This is a genomic window from Curtobacterium sp. SL109, assembly GCF_026672405.1.
Taxonomy (GTDB): domain Bacteria; phylum Actinomycetota; class Actinomycetes; order Actinomycetales; family Microbacteriaceae; genus Curtobacterium.
Window position 1 is genome coordinate 1,279,726 of sequence record NZ_JAPPRB010000002.1, and the last position, 16,744, is coordinate 1,296,469.

Below are 16,744 nucleotides of genomic sequence, written 5' to 3' on the forward strand. Positions count from 1 at the left end.
TGACCGTAGCGCTGCCGGTCGAGCAGCACGACCGCACGGGGCGACGAGCAGCACGACAGCGGGTGAACATCCGGGGAACTGGCCCGTTCACCGCCGACGGTAGAGTGCGGTCGCATGACGGTGCAGGGGCGATCGGCGAGCGGGTACTCGGCCTGGCGACTCATCGCCGACGAGCTCCGCCGCGAGATCTTCGACGGGTCGCTGCCGCCCGCGGCCAAGCTGCCGACCGAGGGGGCGCTCGCCGAACGCTTCGGCGTGCACCGGAACACCGTCCGCCAGGCGGTCGCGGCGCTCGCGTCCGAGGACCTGGTCCGCTCCCGTCGCGGCAGCGGCACCTTCGTCGTCGAGCACTCCGTGATCGTGCACCGGATCGGCCTCCGGACGCGCCTCAGCGACAGCCTCGGCCGACGCGGGTCCGCCGTGTCCGGCCGGTTGCTGGAGTCCCGGACGGTGCCCGTGCCGCCGGCCGAGGTGGACGAGCAGCTCCGACTCGACGGGCGTCCAGCGCTGCTGATGGAGTCGGCCCGGTCCGTCGACGGCGTCACCATCTCCCGCGGCACGCACTGGTTCGACGCCGAGCGGGTGGCCGGCATCGACGAGCACTTCGCCCGCACCGGGTCGATGACCGCCGCGCTCCGGGCCGTGGGCATCGAGGACTACCTCCGTGCGCACACGACGGTCGGGGCGCGCATCGCGAGCGGCGCCGAGTCGTCGGACATGGCGCTGCCGATGGGGACGGTGGTGCTGGTCGTCCACGCCCTCGACGCCCTGCCCGACGGCACGCCGCTGCAGGCGGGGACGACCCGGTTCCGGGCCGACCGGGTCGAGCTGGACGTCGAGCACCCGGACGCGGGCGCCGCCATGCTCGACCAGACGGGTCCCGCTGCGCCCGACTACGCCTCGTAGCGCTCGAGGAACGCGTCGACCGACAGGGTGCGGAAGTCCCCGAGCCGGGCCCGGAGCGTCGCGTGGTCCCAGTCCCACCAGGCCAGGCGCTGCAGCCGCTCGGCCGTCTCCGGGGGCTGTCGGAGCCGGATGACCCGTGCCGGCACCCCGGCGACGACGGCGTACGCGGGCACGTCCTTCGTCACGACGGCCCCCGACGCCACCACGGCGCCGTCGCCCACGGTCACCTCGGGCTTGACCAGGGCGCCGTGCCCGATCCAGGTGTCGTGCCCGATCCGGGTCCGACGGGCACGGCGCTGCTCGAACCACGACTCGTCGTCCTGCGCGTCGTCCCAGTAGTGGCTGCTGCGGTACATGAAGTGGTGCAGGGTCGCCCGGTCGAGCGGGTGGTCGGTCGCGCCGATCCGCACGGCGCTGGCGATGTTCGCGAACCGGCCGACGGAGGTGTTCGCGATGTCGCAGAGCCGGTCGCAGTAGCTGTAGTCGCCCACGTCACTGTCGGTGAGCCGGCAGTCGTCGCCGATCTCGACCCAGCGCCCGAGGGTGCTGCCGGTCATCGCGGTGCCGGGTCCGACCGCTGGCTCCTCGGTCAGCCGGAGTCCTCCGGCCGTCGGCAGGCCGTGCCCGCTCATCGGTACACCCGGCGCATCCACGCCGCGAGTCCCTCGACCGCGAGCACGGCGACGAGGACCATGGCCACGAGCGTCGTCACCTGACCGTGCAGCGTCAGGACGGTGGACGCGTTCGTCAGGTAGAAGCCGACCCCGCCACCGCCGACGATCCCGAGCAGGGTCGCCGCGCGGATGTTCGTGTCGACGAGGTACAGCGAGTTGCCCACCAACGACGGCAGCCCCTGGGGGAGCGTGGCGGCGAGGTACCGCTGCCCCCGCGTGGCCCCGGCGGCCGTGAGGGCCTGCTCCGGGCCGGACGGCACCTCCTCGAAGGAGTCGGCGACGAGCTTGCCGAGCAGCCCGATCCCACCGAAGGCGAGCGCGACGACACCGGCCTGGTTCCCGAGACCGGTCACCATGATCAGGAAGATCGCCAGCACCAGCTCGGGCACACCGCGGAACACCACGAGCACGACCCGGAACACGCCACGGACGGCACCGTTCGGCGCGACGTTGCGCGCCGCGAGCGACCCGACCACCAGTGACAGGACGAGCGACAGGAGCGCGGCGGCGAAGGCCACCTGCACGGTCACGAGCAGCGCCTGCGCGAACTCGCCGAACGTGTGGCTGCCGAGGTTCGGCGGCCAGAAGCTCTGCAGCGTGGGCACCACCTGGTTCCACGCGATGTCGTCGAAGTCGACACCGGCCATCCACCAGCTCGAGACCACGAGCGCGACGGCCGCGAGCGACCACACGGTGTTCCGCACCCGACGTGGCGTCCACGGTCGACGGGACATCGAGTTCACGGTGACACCGCCGGCGACACGTCCGGTCGGGGCCGGTCGGTTCCTGGTCGCGCGGCGCACGATCCGGTCGCCGAGGCCGCGACCGGACGGCTCCACACCGAGCAGGTTGCGGCGGATCGTCGACGAGACGACCTCGAGCACGACGCAGAGCGCGAAGATGACGATCGCGATGCCGAGACCCCGCCCGTAGCCCGTCGGGAACTGCCCGAACGCGATCTTCATCGCGTACCCGAGCCCGCCGACCCCGGCGTACCCGAGGATCGCGGAACCGCGGAGGTTGATGTCGAACCGGTGCAGGACGATCGCGATCCACGCGGGGAGCACCTGCGGGACGACGCCGGACCAGAACTCCTGGGCGCGGGAGCCACCGGCAGCCCTGACCGCGAGCCGGGGCCCGTCGTCGATCTGCTCGACGGCGTCGGCGAACAGCTTCGAGATCATCCCGATCGAGTGGATCCCGAGCGCCAGGATGCCCGGCAGCGGACTGCCGAGCGCGAACGTCAGGGAGAACGCCAGCGCGATGACGACGTCCGGCACCGCACGGGTCAGTGCGCCGATCGCCCGGCCGACCCAGCGCGACCAGCCGACGGGTGTCGTGTTCGCTGCGGCGATCCAGGCGACCGGCACCGAGATCAGCGCGGCGACGACGGTGCCGAGGATGACGATGCCGATCGTGAGGCCGATGAGGTAGACCAGGTCCCCGGGCGCGGGGAAGCTGATCGGGTCCATCTGCGAGAACACCCGCGCGGCGTTCGCGATGCTCGTCGGGACGGCGCTCCAGCCGAAGTCGAGCTCGGACAGCGACCACGCCCCGAACGCGACCATGGCCAGCACCACGACGCCGGCGACGATCCGCTGCACCGCGACCGGTCGGCGCGGCGCACGGGCGTCGACGTCGCCGGCCCGGCTGACGCGTGGGGCCCCGACGGCCGTCATCGGTCGCCCGCTGCGCGCGCCGCGTCGAGCAGGCCGACGTCGGCGAGCTCCGTCTCGATGACGCGCATCTCGGCGGAGGACGTGCTCACACGGCCGTAGACCTCCATCACCTGGGCCTTGCTGATGCCGGCCGTCGGCAGGTCCAGGACGACCTCACCGTGCCGGAGCCCGACGATCCGGTCGCCCCAGCCGAGCGCGATGTCGACCTGGTGCAGGCTGCAGACGACCGTCAGGCCGTCGTCGGCGGCGATCTCCCGGATGAGCCGCATCACCTGCGCGCTCGACTCCGGGTCGAGCGACGCGACGGGCTCGTCGGCGAGCAGCACCTCCGGGTCCTGCATCAGTGCCCGGGCGATGGCGACGCGCTGCTGCTGTCCGCCGGAGAGCTCGTCGGCGCGCTGGTAGGCCTTCTCGAGCAGTCCCACGCGGTCCAGGTGCGTCAGTGCCGCGGTCCGGACGGCCCGCGGGTACGACCAGATGCCGAGCCGCGGTCCCCGGAGGCGCGACAGCGCTCCGGTCAGGACGTTCTCGAGCACCGTCAGTGCCGGGACAAGCTCGAACTGCTGGAAGACCATCGCGACCCGGCCGCGCATCGTCCGCAGGTCGCGCGACCGGAGCGTGGTCAGCTCCTCGCCGAGCACCCGGACGGATCCGGAGGTCGGGAACTCGAGGCCGTTGACGTGCCGCAGCAGCGTCGACTTGCCGGAGCCGGACAGCCCGAGCAGCACGACGACCTCCCCCTGCTCGACGGTCAGGTCGATGCCGTCGAGGGCCCTCGTGGTGCCGAAGTCCTTCGTGACCCCGGTCACCGAGATCACCGGGGAGGTCGTCGTGTGCTGCATGGTGTCAGTCCCTCGTCCAGGTCCTGCGCGTCACTTGGCGCAGTCGGCGCTCGGGATGGTGGAGCAGAGGTCGCGGATCGACTTGTAGTACGACGCGTCCTCGGCCTGGGCGCCGAAGTACCCCTCGGTGAAGCCGTCCGTCATCGTGATCCCGGCCTTCTTGATGGCCTCCGGTGATGCGCCGGCGAGGACGTCACCGAGCTTCGTCTGCACGTCCTTCGGCAGCTTCGTGGAGATCGAGAGCGGGCCGCCGGGCACGTACTGCTTGCCGAGGACCGTGATGTCGCCCTTCTTGGCCGCGGGCTCCGCGATCGAGTCCTCGGCGAACCCGACGTCGCACTGCCCGGAGGCCACGGCCTGCTCGGACTTGTCGTGGGCGCCGGCGAAGTACGCGGTGAACGCGTCGAACTTCGGGTTGCCGCTCGCGTCCGTGCCCGACGTCGTGACGTCGACCCCGGCCTTGTTCAGCTGGTACAGCCCGAACAGGAAGCCCGAGGTGGAGTTCGGGTCGACGAAGCAGACGGTCTTGCCCTTCGCCTGCTTCAGCGAGGTGACCGACGAGCCAGCCTTGGTGATGGCCTCGGAGTAGTACCCGGGGTCCTTCACGTCGGGGGAGCTGAGCGTCGCGGCCACCGGTGCGAGCGCGGCGCCCTTGTTCGTGGCCTGCACGTACTGCAGCCCGCCGGAGGACATCACGTCGACCTTGCCGGCGACCGCCGCGGCGATGAGCGCCGTGTAGTCCGCGGTCGGGTAGTACTCGACCTGGTAGCCGGTCTCCTTGGCGATGTACTCCTCGAGCGGCTTGTTGTTCGCGTCGGAGCCGGCCTGGTCGGGGACGGCGCCGAACACGAGCGTGCCCTTCGACTTGGCCCAGGTGCCGGACGAGGAAGAGGCGGCCGAGCCGTCGTCGGTCGCGGCGGTGCTGCTCGCGGAGCAGCCGGTCAGGGCGACCACCGCGAGGGTCAGGACAGAGCCGACGATGCCGATGCGCGTGCTTCGGGACAGATGCATGGGGGAGGGCCTTCCGGTCGTGCACGCGCCGCGGTGGGTCCGCATGCGTGTCACGGTGACGGTAAGGACGGGAGGTGGAGCGCAACCACCGGCTCAGTGACGAATCCGTGAACCAGTCCAGAAATCTGGACAACTCCCCCGGGCGGTCAGCGCTTCCGGCGTCCGGTCCGCAGGGCGTTCGTCGCCCACAGCGCGACGGCGATCAGGACGGGCTGGAACAGCAGCCGGACGAACCGCTTGGTGTCGGTGTCCAGGCCGAACCCGTCGCGGTGGTGGATCCACTGCGCGATGTTCCCCGGGAAGACGGCGGCGAAGAACACGGCCGCGACCCAGCCGACGGTGGCCTGCCGGCGCACCAGGAGCACCAGCGCGGCGCCGAGGGAGATCTCCGCGATGCCCGACGCCAGGACGGTGACGTCGGGGTCGAGCGGCACGAACTCGGGCACCTGCGCGCGGAACTCCTGCCGTGCGACCGTCAGGTGGCTGATCCCGGCCCAGGTGATGGCCGCGCCGAGCAGGATGCGCACCACGGTCCGGGGCTTCGTCGAGCGGGTGGTGCGGGGACGAGACGACATGGCAGCTGCCTTCCAGGGGAGCGGACGATGGAGCGAGGGCAACGCGCCAACTGAATTGTGCACAACCTAACACGGCGCCCGCGGTCCCATCCGGACACGGACGGAGCGCGCCCCTGGTTGGATCGACGGATGGCCGGACGCGCCGCAGTCGTCTGCCCGGTCGGCAGAGCGACGCCGGCCGAGACCGCGCGCGACCCCCGCGCACCCCGGACGGAGCACCCCATGCACGCATCTGACATCGCCGGACCGCTGGTCGTCGTCGACCGGTCGACCCCGGCCCTCGACGCGATCCGGTTGATCGCCGACCAGGACCTCCTGGGGCTCGTCATCGCCGAGCACGACGGGCACCCGTCCGCGGTGGTGTCGAGCATCGACGTGACCCGGTACATGCTCCCGGGGTACCTGCTCGACGACCTGTCCCTCGCCAACACGCTCGGCGCGGACGGCGTCGAGGACCTGCGTGTCGGGATGGAGGGCCGCACCCTCGGCGACCTCGTCGACGACGACTCCGTCGCGGTGCGCCGGGTGCTGGTCGTGCCGGCCGACGCCGGGCTGGTCGAGGTGGCCGCTCGGATGGTGGACGCCGGGACGCAGGTGGCGCTCGTCCACGACCCGTCCCGCGACGAGCCCGTGTTCGTGACGCTCCCCGGGCTCCTCGACGCCCTGGTGGGACGCTGGGACGCGCGCTCGTGACGGTCCAGATCGTCCTGGCGATCGCGGTCTTCGTCGCCGCCTACGTCTTCATCGCGACCGAGAAGCTGCCGCGGGTGCTGGTCGCACTCGGCGGTGCGGCACTCATGGTCCTCATCGGGGCGACCGACGACGCCGCGGTGTTCTTCTCCGAGGAGACGGGCATCGACTGGAACGTCGTGTTCCTGCTGCTCGGGATGATGATCATCGTCGGGATCCTGCGACAGACGGGCCTGTTCGAGTACCTCGCCATCTGGTCGGCGAAGGCGGCGAAGGGCCGGCCCTTCCGCATCATGGTGATGCTCATCGTGATCACCGCCGTCCTGTCGGCGTTCCTCGACAACGTGACCACGATCCTCCTGGTCGCCCCGGTCTCCCTGCTCGTCGCGCAGCGCCTCGGGAAGTCGCCCGTCCCGTTCCTGCTCGCCGAGGTGTTCGCGTCGAACATCGGCGGCACCGCGACCCTCATCGGCGACCCGCCGAACCTCATCATCGGCAGTCGTGGCGACATCGGCTTCAACGACTTCATCGTCCAGCTCGCGCCGATCATCGTCGTGCTCATCGTCGTGCTGGTCGGGCTGTGCCGTGTCCTGTTCCGCTCGACCTTCGCGTACGACGCCGGACGTGCAGAACGGGTGATGGCCCTCGACGAGAAGGAGGCGATCCGGGACCGCGGCCTCCTCGTGCGCTCGCTCGTCGTGGTCGGCCTCGTGCTCGTCGGCTTCGTGACGTCCACGTTCACCGGGCTGGAACCGGCCATCGTCGCCCTGCTCGGGGCCGGGCTCCTGGTCCTGCTCGCGCGCCTGGAGCCGAAGCGCGTGTTCGGCGACGTCGAGTGGGAGACGCTGCTGTTCTTCGCCGGGTTGTTCATCATGGTCGGGTCGCTGGTGAACCTCGGGGTCATCGAGACGATCGGCCAGGCGGCGAAGGGCGCCGTCGGGGAGAACTACTTCGGCGCCTCCGGCGTCCTGCTGTTCGGTTCGGCGCTCTTCTCCGGCATCGTCGACAACATCCCGTTCGTCGCGACCCTCGCGCCGCTCACGAACGACATCGTGCAGTCCGGCGGCGCCGAGGCACGTCCGCTCTGGTGGGCCCTGGCGCTCGGCGCGGACCTCGGCGGCAACCTGACGGCGGTCGGCGCGAGCGCCAACGTCGTGATGATCGGCATCGCCAAGCGCAACGGTCACCACATCTCGTTCTGGGAGTTCACGAAGTACGGCATCGTCGTGACCGCGGTCACCGTCGGGCTCTGCTTCCCCTACATCTGGCTGCGCTACTTCCTGTAGCGGGGACCGGACGACGGACAGGAGGCCCGTGGCGGCGCCGCCACGGGCCTCCTGTCCGTCGGTGGGCCGGGACGGGCCCGACCGTCACTTGGTCGACGAGCCCCGGTCCGTCCCCGGCAGGCTGAGGATGTTGTCGCTGCCCTGCGGCACCACGATGAGCGAGCCGTTGTCGCCGGCGCTCTTCAGGGCCTCGATCTCGCGCTGCTTCAGCGCGGCGTCGGAGAGCGGCTGCGCGTTGAGCACCTTGTTCGCGTCGGCCTGACCCTGTGCCTCGGCGACCTGCTGCTGTGCCTGCACCTTCTTGGCGTCGAGCAGGGCGCGCTCCTTCGTCACCTGGATCTGGGCCTGCTGCGCCGCGGCGTACGAGTCGGTGACGGCCTTCGGCGGCGTGATCTCCTGCAGCGAGAAGTTGTCGACGTGCACGCCGGAGCCCTTCCAGCGCTTCTCGAGCGCCTGGATCATCGACTTCTCGACCGAGCCGCGCTTGGTGATCAGCTCGATGGTGGTGAAGTCGTTCGGCACCTGGCGCACGACGCTGCGCACGGAGTTGCCGATGAACTGCGTCTTGAAGTTCTCCTCGGTCTTGTAGGACCGGTAGATGTCGGTGACCGACTTGGCGTCGATGCTGTACTGCAGGTTCAGGCTGACGTTCGAGGAGACACCGTCCTGGTCCTGCACCGTGACGTAGGGCCCGGAGCGGATGTTGCCGTTGTTGTCCGACTCGGAGCCGTTCACCGAGTTGATGTACGTGACGGTCTGGTTGCGGATGTTGAACGTGTGCAGCGTCGCCCACGGGGCCTTGAGGTGGAACCCGGAGTCCGTGGTCTGCCCGACGATGTTGCCGGAGATGTCGACCTGCACCTTCGACTCGCCCGTGTCCTGCGCGTAGACGGTGCTCGCGATGGTGAACCCGACGAACAGCACCCCGGCGCTCACGGCGGTCCAGGTGGCGACCGTGTTCGGGCGACGGGTGGTGAGCGCGGGGCGGGCCTCGCGGCCGGGGGTGGCCGGGCGCTCCGGGGTCGTGTAGGTCCGCCCCCGGAAGGACAGCGCGACGAGCGCGGCGACGAGGAAGACGATGGCGACGACGAACATGAAGAACACTCCTGGTTTCGGGTGCTTGCATTCTGCCGTGTCCCGGGCGTCCGCCCTGCCCCCAGTGCGCGGCGGACGGCCCGGATGGTCAGGCGATCGTGCTGCCGCCGTCGACGACGAGCTCGCTGCCGGTCATGCCCGAGCTCTGGTCGGAGACCAGGAACAGGACGGCGGCCGCGACCTCCTCCGGCCGGAGCAGTCGACCGAACGGCATCCCGGCCGCGATCTGCTCGAGCAGCGCGTCCGGGGCGTCGGGGGACAGGCCCTTCAGGCCGGGGGTCTCGGTCGGCCCGGGGGTGACCGTGTTGATGCGGATGCCCCGGGGGGCCAGCTCGGCCGCCCAGGTGCGCGTCATCGTGGTGACGGCGGCCTTCGATGCTCCGTAGAGGCCCAGCGCCGGCTCGGTGCCCGAGGCTGAGGTGGAGCCCGTGACGACGATCGCGGCACCGTCGTGGAGGAACGGCAGCGAACCCTGCACCGTGAGGGCCGCTCCGCGCACGTTCGTCGCGAAGGCGGCGTCGACGTCCTCGGCGCTCACGTCGGCCAGGGCCTTGAACTCCCCGCCGCCGGCGTTCACGTGCACGGCGTCGAGCCCTTTGCCCCGTGCGGCGACGGCCTCGAAGAGGGTCGCCACGTCGGCGCTGTCGGACGCGTCCGCCCGGACGACGGTCACCGCGTCCCCGAACTCCGCCGCGACCTCGTCGAGCTGCGTCTGGCGTCGCCCGGTGACGACGACGTGGGCGCCCTCCTCGACGAACCGTCGGACGACGGCCAGCCCGATCCCCGACGTCCCGCCGGTCACGAGTGCCGTCCTGTCCTGCAGTGTGTGGCCCATGATGGTCCTCCCGTGTAGTTTTTGACTGCGTGGTCCAGAACGTACGCCGTTGTGGACCGATCAGTCAAGAACCCTGAGGAGCCCCGTGCCAAGACCCCGCACCTTCGACGAGGCCGACGTCGTCGCCCGCGCACGCCAGGCGTTCGCCGAGACCGGGTTCGCCGGCACCTCGCTCGACGCCCTGCTCGAGGCGACGGGACTCGCCCGTCAGAGCCTGTACAACGCGTTCGGCGGCAAGCGGGAGCTCTTCATGCGCGCGTTCCTCAGCGACACGGCAGAGGCGGTGGAAGCGGTCGAGGCCGTCCGGCACGGGTCGGACCACCCGATCACGCGCATCCGGACGCAGCTCGTGCAGGTGGCCGTGACGCACGGGGCAGCCCAGGCGGCACCGTCGCTGTTCATGAAGGCCGCGGTCGAGCTCGGGGCGTCCGACGCACAGGTGGCCTCGACGGTGGCAGCGGCGTTCGACACGATGCGGGCGCACTACGCGGCCTGCATCGTCGACGCGCAACAGGCCGGCGAAGTCGATCCGGCCGCGGACGCCGACTCCCTCGGCGCGTACTTCTGCGCGGTGATCGAGGGCATGGCGACGCTCGGGGGATCGGGGGCCTCCCGGGCGGTGCTGCTCGACATCGGGTTCACGAGCCTCGGTGCTCTGCCCGTCACCGAGCTCGGGCGCGACCACCTCGGGCGGGACGACGGCAGCTGGTCCTGAGCCGCGCCGGCGGTGGAGCCGGGCCCGACGGTCCGACCGCGGCGCGGCGGCTGACGCTCCGGCCGCCCGCGACGACCACACGTGTTGCTCCGTGTGACGCGACGGGGGAATACCGAACGCCACTCTGCGATTGTCGATCCCGATGAGCATCACCGACGCGAAAACGACGAACGACGCCCCCGACTCCTGGCACGCCTGGCGCGAAGCCCGCCGCCAGCGGGTGACCGGCCCGCAGGGCGACCTCGCACTCGTGTCCACGGTGTGGCTGCCGGACGGCACCGAGCCCGACCTCGACGCCGTCCTCGTCGGCCAGCCCGCGAGCGTCGTCGCGACCGCCGTGCACCGGAAGGACCTCGACACCGGGGCACCCGAGCACGGCTACCGCCTGTGGGACGCCGAGTCCCCGGCGAACCGGTCGTTCGTCGAGGTCCCGGTCTTCCCGTACGACCCGGCCTGGCGCATCACGGCGCACTTCACGCCCGCCGAGCCCGGCCGCACCATCCCCTACGAGCACCTCCGCGACGCCGCCGGTGCCACGCGCGACCTGGTCGTCCCCGGCGACATCACGGCGACGATCGACGGCCGCTCGTACACGCTGAGCGCGTTCGACGACGACGGCACCCTGCTCCTGGTCTTCGGCGACCCGACGAACCGCAGCACCGACGACGCCGACCGCACCTACGGCACCGGCCGCTTCCTCTTCGTCGAGCGTCCGGCCGGGTCGTCGACGGGCGAGGAGTCCGACGTCGTCCTCGACTTCAACCAGGCCTTCGTGCCGCCGTGCGGGTTCAGCGACCAGTACAACTGCCCGCTGCCGCCGTTCCAGAACCGCCTGCACGTACCGGTCCACGCCGGCGAACGGTACGTCGCGCACCAGGCCTGACCGGTACCGACGACAAGCACCGACACAGGCACCAGCACCAGCACCAGCACCATCCCCACGCCCCGAACCCGACCCCGAACGACCAGGAGTCCCGTGAAGTCCCGCACCGCAGCCGCGCTCGTCGCATCCGGCATCGCCCTGAGCCTCGCCCTCGCCGGCTGCTCGTCCTCGAACGGCGGCTCGTCCTCCGGCGCAGACGCCACGGTCGCGATCGGTTCCCTCTACGAGCCGACCAACCTCTCGAACGTCGACGGCGGTGGCCAGGGCGTCAACGAGGCCTTCCAGGACAACGTCTACGAGGGCCTGTTCCGCCTCGGCGACGACGGCAAGGTCACCCCGCTGCTCGCGACGGCGTACAAGGCGTCCTCCGACGGCCTGACCTACACGTTCACACTGCGCAAGGGCGTCAAGTTCCACGACGGCGGGACGCTCACGAGCGCCGACGTCAAGAGCTCGATCGAGCGCGTGACCGCCGAGGACTCGCAGTCGTCGCGGAAGTCGAGCCTGTCCGTGGTGAAGTCGATCGCCACGCCGGACGACGACACCGTCGAGGTGACGCTGTCGAAGCGCTCGATCTCGTTCGTCTACAACCTGTCGTACGTGTGGATCGTGCCCGCGGACGCCACGAAGCTCAAGACCGAGGAGAACGGCACCGGGCCGTACACGCTCGGCACCTTCAAGCGCGGTTCGTCGCTCACCCTCGAGCCCTTCACGGACTACTGGGGCAAGAAGCCCGCGAACGGCGGCGTCGAGTTCGACTACTTCACCAGCGCCTCCACGCTCTCGAACGCCCTGGCCAGCGGCCGCGTCGACGTCGTCACGAGCATCCAGTCCCCGGACGCGCTCTCCCGGTTCACGGCAGACACGTCGAAGTACACGGTGAGCGAGGGCGACTCGACGACGAAGGAGCTCCTGGCGTTCAACGACGCGAAGGGGCCGTTCACGGACGTGAAGCTCCGCCAGGCGATCTCGGCCGCCGTCGACCGGAAGGCCCTGCTCAAGGCGATCTGGGGTGACTACGGCACGGTGAACGGGTCGATGGTCCCGCCGACCGACCCCTGGTACCAGGACCTGACGAGCGTCAACGCGTACGACCCGGCCAAGGCGAAGGACCTGCTCGCGCAGGCCGGTCACGCCGACGGCTTCACGTTCACGCTCGACACCCCGTCGTACGACCCGCACCCCGCCGTCGCGCAGTACCTGCAGAGCGCGCTGAAGAAGGTCGGCGTGACCGTCGACATCAACACGATCAGCGCCGACGAGTGGTACACGAAGGTGTACCAGCAGCACGACTTCGAGGCCACGCTGCAGGAGCACGTCAATGACCGCGACGTCGTCTTCTACGGCGACCCGGACTTCTACTTCGGGTACGACGACCAGGCCGTGCAGCAGGACATCACGGACGCCGAGCAGGCCACGTCCGAGGACCAGCAGACCGAGCTGCTCAAGCAGGCGAACGAGCAGATCGTCAAGGACGCGGCGAGCGACTGGCTGTACCTGTACCCGCAGATCGTCGTGTCCGACAAGGACGTCACGGGATACTGGAAGAACGGGCTGAACTCGCAGTTCCCCGTCTCCGGCATCACCGTCTCCTAGTCGCGGACGGCGACCGCGCCGGCCCCGCACCGACACCCACCAGGCAGGATCCGCAGCACCCCATGACCGCGTACGTCCTCCGCCGCCTCGGCATCCTCGTGCTGTCGCTCGCGGCGTCCCTGGTCGTGGTGTTCGCGCTCCTGCGGATCCTGCCCGGTGACCCGGCGAACGCCCTCCTCGCGGCGAACGCCAACCCGGACCAGGTCGCAGCGGCGCGGCGGGCGGTCGGCTCCGACCAGCCGTTGGCGCAGCAGTTCGTGCACTGGTTCGGCCAGATGCTGCACCTCGACCTCGGGACGTCCTTCACGAGTGGCCTGCCGGTGCTGCCGGACCTCGCGCAGCGCCTGGTCGTCACCGTGCCGCTGACGCTCATCGCGTTCGTCGTCGCCGTGGTCGTCGCCAGCGTCGTCGGCTTCATCGCGGCAGCCCGCGCCGACCGCTGGTACGGCGTCCTGCTCTCCGGCATCACGCAGCTCGGGATCGCGGTGCCCGTCTTCTGGATCGGCATCCTGCTCGTGCAGGTCGTGTCGCTGCAGTGGGGAGTGCTGCCCTCGAGCGGCTTCCCCCGCGACGACTGGACGTACCCGGGCGACGCGCTGCAGTCGCTGGCGCTGCCGATCATCACCGTGGCCGTCGTGATGACCGCGTCGATCGCCCGCTACGTCCGGAGCGCGGTGCTCGACGTCCTCGGCGCCGACCACATCCGCACCGCCAGGGCGCTCGGGGCCTCCACCGCGTCGGCGTTCCTGCGCCACGGTGTCCGGTCCGCGGTCGTCCCCGTCATCGCGGTCCTCGGCATCGAGCTCGCGTCGACGTTCCTCGGCGCGGTCGTCGTCGAGAGCGTCTTCGCCCTGCCCGGCCTCGGCAGCATGCTCATCACCGGGATCGAGCAGCACGACTACCCGAGCATCCAGGGCGTGCTCCTGGTGTCCACCGTCGCCGTGCTCGTGATCGGGTTCATCGCCGACGTCGTGCAGCGCATCGTCGACCCGCGCCTGCGCTCGAGCGTCTCGGGGAACCGATGAGCGCCCGCCGGTCGGTGTCCCTGACCGTGGGCATCGTGCTCGTCGGGCTGGTCGTCGTCGCCGCGGTCGTCTCGCTGATCTGGCTGCCGTACTCGCTGTACGACACGTCCGGCGGCCGGTTGACCCCACCCGGCGGCGCGCACTGGCTCGGCACCGACACCCTCGGCCGCGACCTCGCCACCCAGCTGCTCATCGGCGCGCGGATCGCCCTCGCCACCGGGCTCGGCGCGGTCCTGGTCGGCGGCGTCCTCGGCGCCGCCGTCGGTCTGGCCGCCGCGTTCGCCCGACCCTGGCTCGACGACACCCTGTCCGCCGTCCTCGACATCGTGATCGCGTTCCCGACGCTGCTCGTCGCGATGCTCCTCGTCGCCGCCCGGGGCGCCTCCCTCGGCACCGCGATCATCGCGATCGGCCTCGTGATGACCGCCGTCGTCGCCCGACTGGTCCGGATCCTTGCCCGGCGGGTGCTGCGACAGGAGTACGTCACCGCGTCCAGGACCTCCGGCACGTCGTGGGCGCGCGTGGTCACCGAACACGTGCTGCCGAACATCTGGCCGACCCTCGCCGTCAACCTCGCGCTGCAGTTCGGGCTCGCGGTGCTCGCCGAGGCCAGCCTGTCCTACCTCGGCCTCGGCGCCCCGCCGCCCAACGCCTCGTGGGGCCGCATGCTCCAGGACGCCCAGCAGACGGCCTTCGAGGCGCCGGCGGGCGTCCTCGCCCCCGGCCTCGCGCTCGTCGCGCTGGTCATCGGCGCGAACCTGCTGGCGGACGGCCTGCGCGACGTCGCGGACCCGACCCGCCGTGGACGGCGAGCGACGCGCGGAGCCGCACCGAGCCTCCCGGCCGGGACGACCGTGGGTGGTGACGGAGTCGGGACCGTCGCGCCGGTCGCGACCACCCCCGACGACACGGACAGGAGGCTCGGATGAGCCCCGCCATCGAGGTCACCGACCTGCGCATCACCACCGCCGACGGGGCGGCACTCGTCGACGGTGTCTCGTTCGCCGTCGAGGACGGCGGCCGCCTCGGCATCGTCGGCGAGTCCGGCAGCGGCAAGTCGCTCACCGCGCTCGCCGTGCTGGGCCTGCTGCCCTCCGCCCTGTCGGTCTCCGGGTCCGTCCGGGTCGGCGACGTCGAGGTGGTCGGCGCGTCCGAGCGAGCGCTCCGCGGTGTGCGCGGGGCCGTGGTCGCACCCGTGTTCCAGGAGCCGATGACCGCGCTCGACCCGATCATGCGCGCGGGCGACCAGATCGCCGAGCCGCTGCGGCGACACCGGGGGCTCCGGGGCGAGGCCCTGCGCTCCGCCGTGCACGAGGCGATCGTCGACGTCGCCCTGCCGGACCCCGACCGGGTGTCCCGCGCGTTCCCGTGGGAGCTCTCCGGCGGACAGCGGCAGCGCGTGGCGATCGCGATGGCACTGGCCTGTCGACCGCGGGTGCTCATCGCCGACGAGCCCACCACGGCGCTCGACGTCACCGTGCAGGCGGAGGTGCTCGACCTGCTCGACCGCGCCGTCGCCGACCGCGGCATGGGCATGCTCTTCATCAGCCACGACCTGTCCGTCGTCGCACGCACGGTCCACCAGGTGCTCGTGCTCGAGCACGGTCGTGCCGTCGAGCAGGGACCCGTGCGGGACGTCATCGCCGCGCCGAGCCACCCGTACACGCAGCGGCTCGTCGGCAGCGCCAGGACCCTGCAGGACGCGCTCGACCGCGGTCGAGGAGGTCCCCGGTGACCGCCCTGCTCGCCCTCGACGACGTGACGTTCCGGTACCCGGGGCGCCACGCCCAGCTCGCCCTCGACGACGTGTCGTTCGCCGTCCAGCCCGGGCAGCACCTCGGCATCGTCGGGGAGTCCGGCGCCGGCAAGACCACGGTCCTCCGGATGCTCCTCGGGCTCGCCTCGCCCGACTCCGGCACGGTCTCCTTCGACGGCTCGGCGCTCGACCTGCGGGACCGCGCCGGCATGCACCGCTTCCGCACAGCCGTGCAGCCGGTGTTCCAGGACCCGTACTCGTCCCTCGACCCCCGGCAGCGCGTCGACCGCATCGTGGGGGAGCCCCTCCGGTCCCTCGGCGTGGCCTCCGGCTCCGAGGCCACCGACCGCGTCGCCGCAGCCCTGCGCGACGTCGGGCTCGACGCCGACGCCGGTCGTCGCTACCCGCACGAGTTCTCGGGCGGCCAGCGCCAGCGCATCGCCATCGCCCGTGCCGTGGTGTCCGGGCCGCGCGTGCTCGTGGCCGACGAACCCGTCAGCGCGCTCGACCTGACGACCCGGGTCGCGGTGCTCGAGCTGTTCGAGCGGCTCGCCGAGGAGCACGGCATGACGATCGTGCTCGTCTCGCACGACCTGGCCGTCGTCGCGCGGCTGTGTGCGGCGACCGTCGTGCTCCGTGGCGGGCGCGTGGTCGAGCAGGGTGACACCGCCCGGGTGCTGGCCGCCCCGGAGTCGGACTACACGCGGGCGTTGCTCGACGCGGTGCCGCGGCTGCCGCGCTGACGCCGGGGGCGGGCGCGGGCGCGCGCGCGGGCGCGGGCGCGGGCGCAGCGGGCGCTTCCGCGTGTCGTGAGTCGTTCCGCGCGGAGGAGGTCGTTCCGCGCGTCGGGGGTCGTTCGTTCTGACCCCCGACGCGCGATTGCGCTTCCCATCGCTCGCGTCATGGGTCGGACCGCGCGTCGAACGGGTTCCCGCTCTGCGGACTGACGGATCCGGTTCAGGAAACTCGGGCTGAGACAGCCGGATCCGTCATCGTCCCTGCCGGATCCGTCGTTCGGCCCTGCGGCTGCTCGCATGCTCGTCCCGACGGCGGAACACAGCGACGCATCGTGGACAAGTCGCGGACACGAGGCCGAGTCACGTCGCACCCTGGACCGGCGGGAGCGTCACTGGGCGAGTGCCTTCCCGGCACGTCCGTCTCAGCCGTTCTCCGTCT

The 16,744-nt window shown here is 71.4% G+C and carries 17 protein-coding genes; 10 read left to right on the top strand and 7 right to left on the bottom strand.

The window, feature by feature from the left end:
* The first annotated feature begins 114 nt into the window (after nucleotides 1-114).
* Nucleotides 115-906, top strand: coding sequence for a phosphonate metabolism transcriptional regulator PhnF (gene phnF, locus OVA28_RS07635; protein ID WP_268096466.1), 792 nt, complete (start codon nucleotides 115-117; stop codon nucleotides 904-906).
* On the opposite strand, the gene OVA28_RS07640 is transcribed toward phnF, so the two are convergent.
* The 5 genes from OVA28_RS07640 to OVA28_RS07660 form a co-directional block, all read right to left on the bottom strand.
* Nucleotides 894-1,538: a DapH/DapD/GlmU-related protein gene (locus tag OVA28_RS07640; protein ID WP_326493746.1), complete on the bottom strand. Its 645-nt coding sequence runs from the start codon at nucleotides 1,536-1,538 to the stop codon at nucleotides 894-896. The two genes, phnF and OVA28_RS07640, sit on opposite strands and share 13 nt — an antisense overlap.
* Nucleotides 1,535-3,259 carry a PhnE/PtxC family ABC transporter permease gene (locus OVA28_RS07645; protein WP_268096468.1) on the bottom strand — a complete coding sequence of 575 codons (1,725 nt, stop codon included), beginning with the start codon at nucleotides 3,257-3,259 and terminating at the stop codon, nucleotides 1,535-1,537. Before OVA28_RS07645 ends, OVA28_RS07640 begins: the two co-directional genes overlap by 4 nt.
* On the bottom strand, nucleotides 3,256-4,101 hold the full coding sequence (gene phnC, locus OVA28_RS07650; RefSeq protein ID WP_194661337.1) for a phosphonate ABC transporter ATP-binding protein: 846 nt from the start codon (nucleotides 4,099-4,101) through the stop codon (nucleotides 3,256-3,258). The genes OVA28_RS07645 and phnC overlap by 4 nt, the downstream gene beginning before the upstream one ends.
* A 30-nt stretch (nucleotides 4,102-4,131) precedes the next feature.
* Entirely contained in the window at nucleotides 4,132-5,112 is a 981-nt protein-coding gene (gene phnD / locus OVA28_RS07655; protein ID WP_268096469.1) for a phosphate/phosphite/phosphonate ABC transporter substrate-binding protein, read from the bottom strand.
* A 146-nt stretch (nucleotides 5,113-5,258) separates the two neighbouring features.
* The gene (locus tag OVA28_RS07660) at nucleotides 5,259-5,687 is read right to left on the bottom strand and encodes a DoxX family protein (protein WP_071272598.1); all 429 of its coding nucleotides are present in this window, start codon (nucleotides 5,685-5,687) and stop codon (nucleotides 5,259-5,261) included.
* Between the two features lie 222 nt (nucleotides 5,688-5,909).
* Here OVA28_RS07660 and OVA28_RS07665 point away from each other — a divergent pair, with 222 nt between their 5' ends.
* Nucleotides 5,910-6,380, top strand: coding sequence for a CBS domain-containing protein (locus OVA28_RS07665; RefSeq protein WP_268096470.1), 471 nt, complete (start codon nucleotides 5,910-5,912; stop codon nucleotides 6,378-6,380).
* Nucleotides 6,377-7,663: an SLC13 family permease gene (locus OVA28_RS07670; protein ID WP_194661333.1), complete on the top strand. Its 1,287-nt coding sequence runs from the start codon at nucleotides 6,377-6,379 to the stop codon at nucleotides 7,661-7,663. Before OVA28_RS07665 ends, OVA28_RS07670 begins: the two co-directional genes overlap by 4 nt.
* A gap of 84 nt (nucleotides 7,664-7,747) precedes the next feature.
* On the opposite strand, the gene OVA28_RS07675 is transcribed toward OVA28_RS07670, so the two are convergent.
* Complete coding sequence (locus OVA28_RS07675; RefSeq protein WP_268096471.1) at nucleotides 7,748-8,758, bottom strand: SPFH domain-containing protein; 1,011 nt, start codon at nucleotides 8,756-8,758, stop codon at nucleotides 7,748-7,750.
* An 88-nt stretch (nucleotides 8,759-8,846) separates the two neighbouring features.
* Nucleotides 8,847-9,593 (bottom strand): SDR family oxidoreductase, encoded by a 747-nt coding sequence (locus OVA28_RS07680; RefSeq protein WP_268096472.1) that lies wholly within the window; start codon nucleotides 9,591-9,593, stop codon nucleotides 8,847-8,849.
* 85 nt (nucleotides 9,594-9,678) lie between these two features.
* Between OVA28_RS07680 and OVA28_RS07685 the strand changes: the two genes are divergently transcribed.
* From OVA28_RS07685 to OVA28_RS07715, 7 genes are all read left to right on the top strand, one after another.
* A complete protein-coding gene (locus tag OVA28_RS07685; protein WP_194661330.1) occupies nucleotides 9,679-10,308 on the top strand; it encodes a TetR/AcrR family transcriptional regulator in 630 nt (209 codons plus the stop codon).
* Between the two features lie 142 nt (nucleotides 10,309-10,450).
* Nucleotides 10,451-11,191, top strand: a complete 741-nt coding sequence (locus tag OVA28_RS07690) for a DUF1684 domain-containing protein (protein ID WP_268096473.1) — start codon at nucleotides 10,451-10,453, stop codon at nucleotides 11,189-11,191.
* A 93-nt stretch (nucleotides 11,192-11,284) separates the two neighbouring features.
* Nucleotides 11,285-12,787, top strand: coding sequence for an ABC transporter substrate-binding protein (locus OVA28_RS07695; protein WP_268096474.1), 1,503 nt, complete (start codon nucleotides 11,285-11,287; stop codon nucleotides 12,785-12,787).
* A 62-nt stretch (nucleotides 12,788-12,849) separates the two neighbouring features.
* Nucleotides 12,850-13,812 carry an ABC transporter permease gene (locus tag OVA28_RS07700; RefSeq protein WP_268096475.1) on the top strand — a complete coding sequence of 321 codons (963 nt, stop codon included), beginning with the start codon at nucleotides 12,850-12,852 and terminating at the stop codon, nucleotides 13,810-13,812.
* The gene (locus OVA28_RS07705; protein ID WP_268096476.1) at nucleotides 13,809-14,741 is read left to right on the top strand and encodes an ABC transporter permease; all 933 of its coding nucleotides are present in this window, start codon (nucleotides 13,809-13,811) and stop codon (nucleotides 14,739-14,741) included. Before OVA28_RS07700 ends, OVA28_RS07705 begins: the two co-directional genes overlap by 4 nt.
* Nucleotides 14,738-15,547, top strand: a complete 810-nt coding sequence (locus OVA28_RS07710) for an ATP-binding cassette domain-containing protein (RefSeq protein ID WP_268096477.1) — start codon at nucleotides 14,738-14,740, stop codon at nucleotides 15,545-15,547. The genes OVA28_RS07705 and OVA28_RS07710 overlap by 4 nt, the downstream gene beginning before the upstream one ends.
* Nucleotides 15,544-16,311: an ABC transporter ATP-binding protein gene (locus OVA28_RS07715; protein ID WP_268096478.1), complete on the top strand. Its 768-nt coding sequence runs from the start codon at nucleotides 15,544-15,546 to the stop codon at nucleotides 16,309-16,311. Before OVA28_RS07710 ends, OVA28_RS07715 begins: the two co-directional genes overlap by 4 nt.
* Nucleotides 16,312-16,744: the final 433 nt, after the last annotated feature.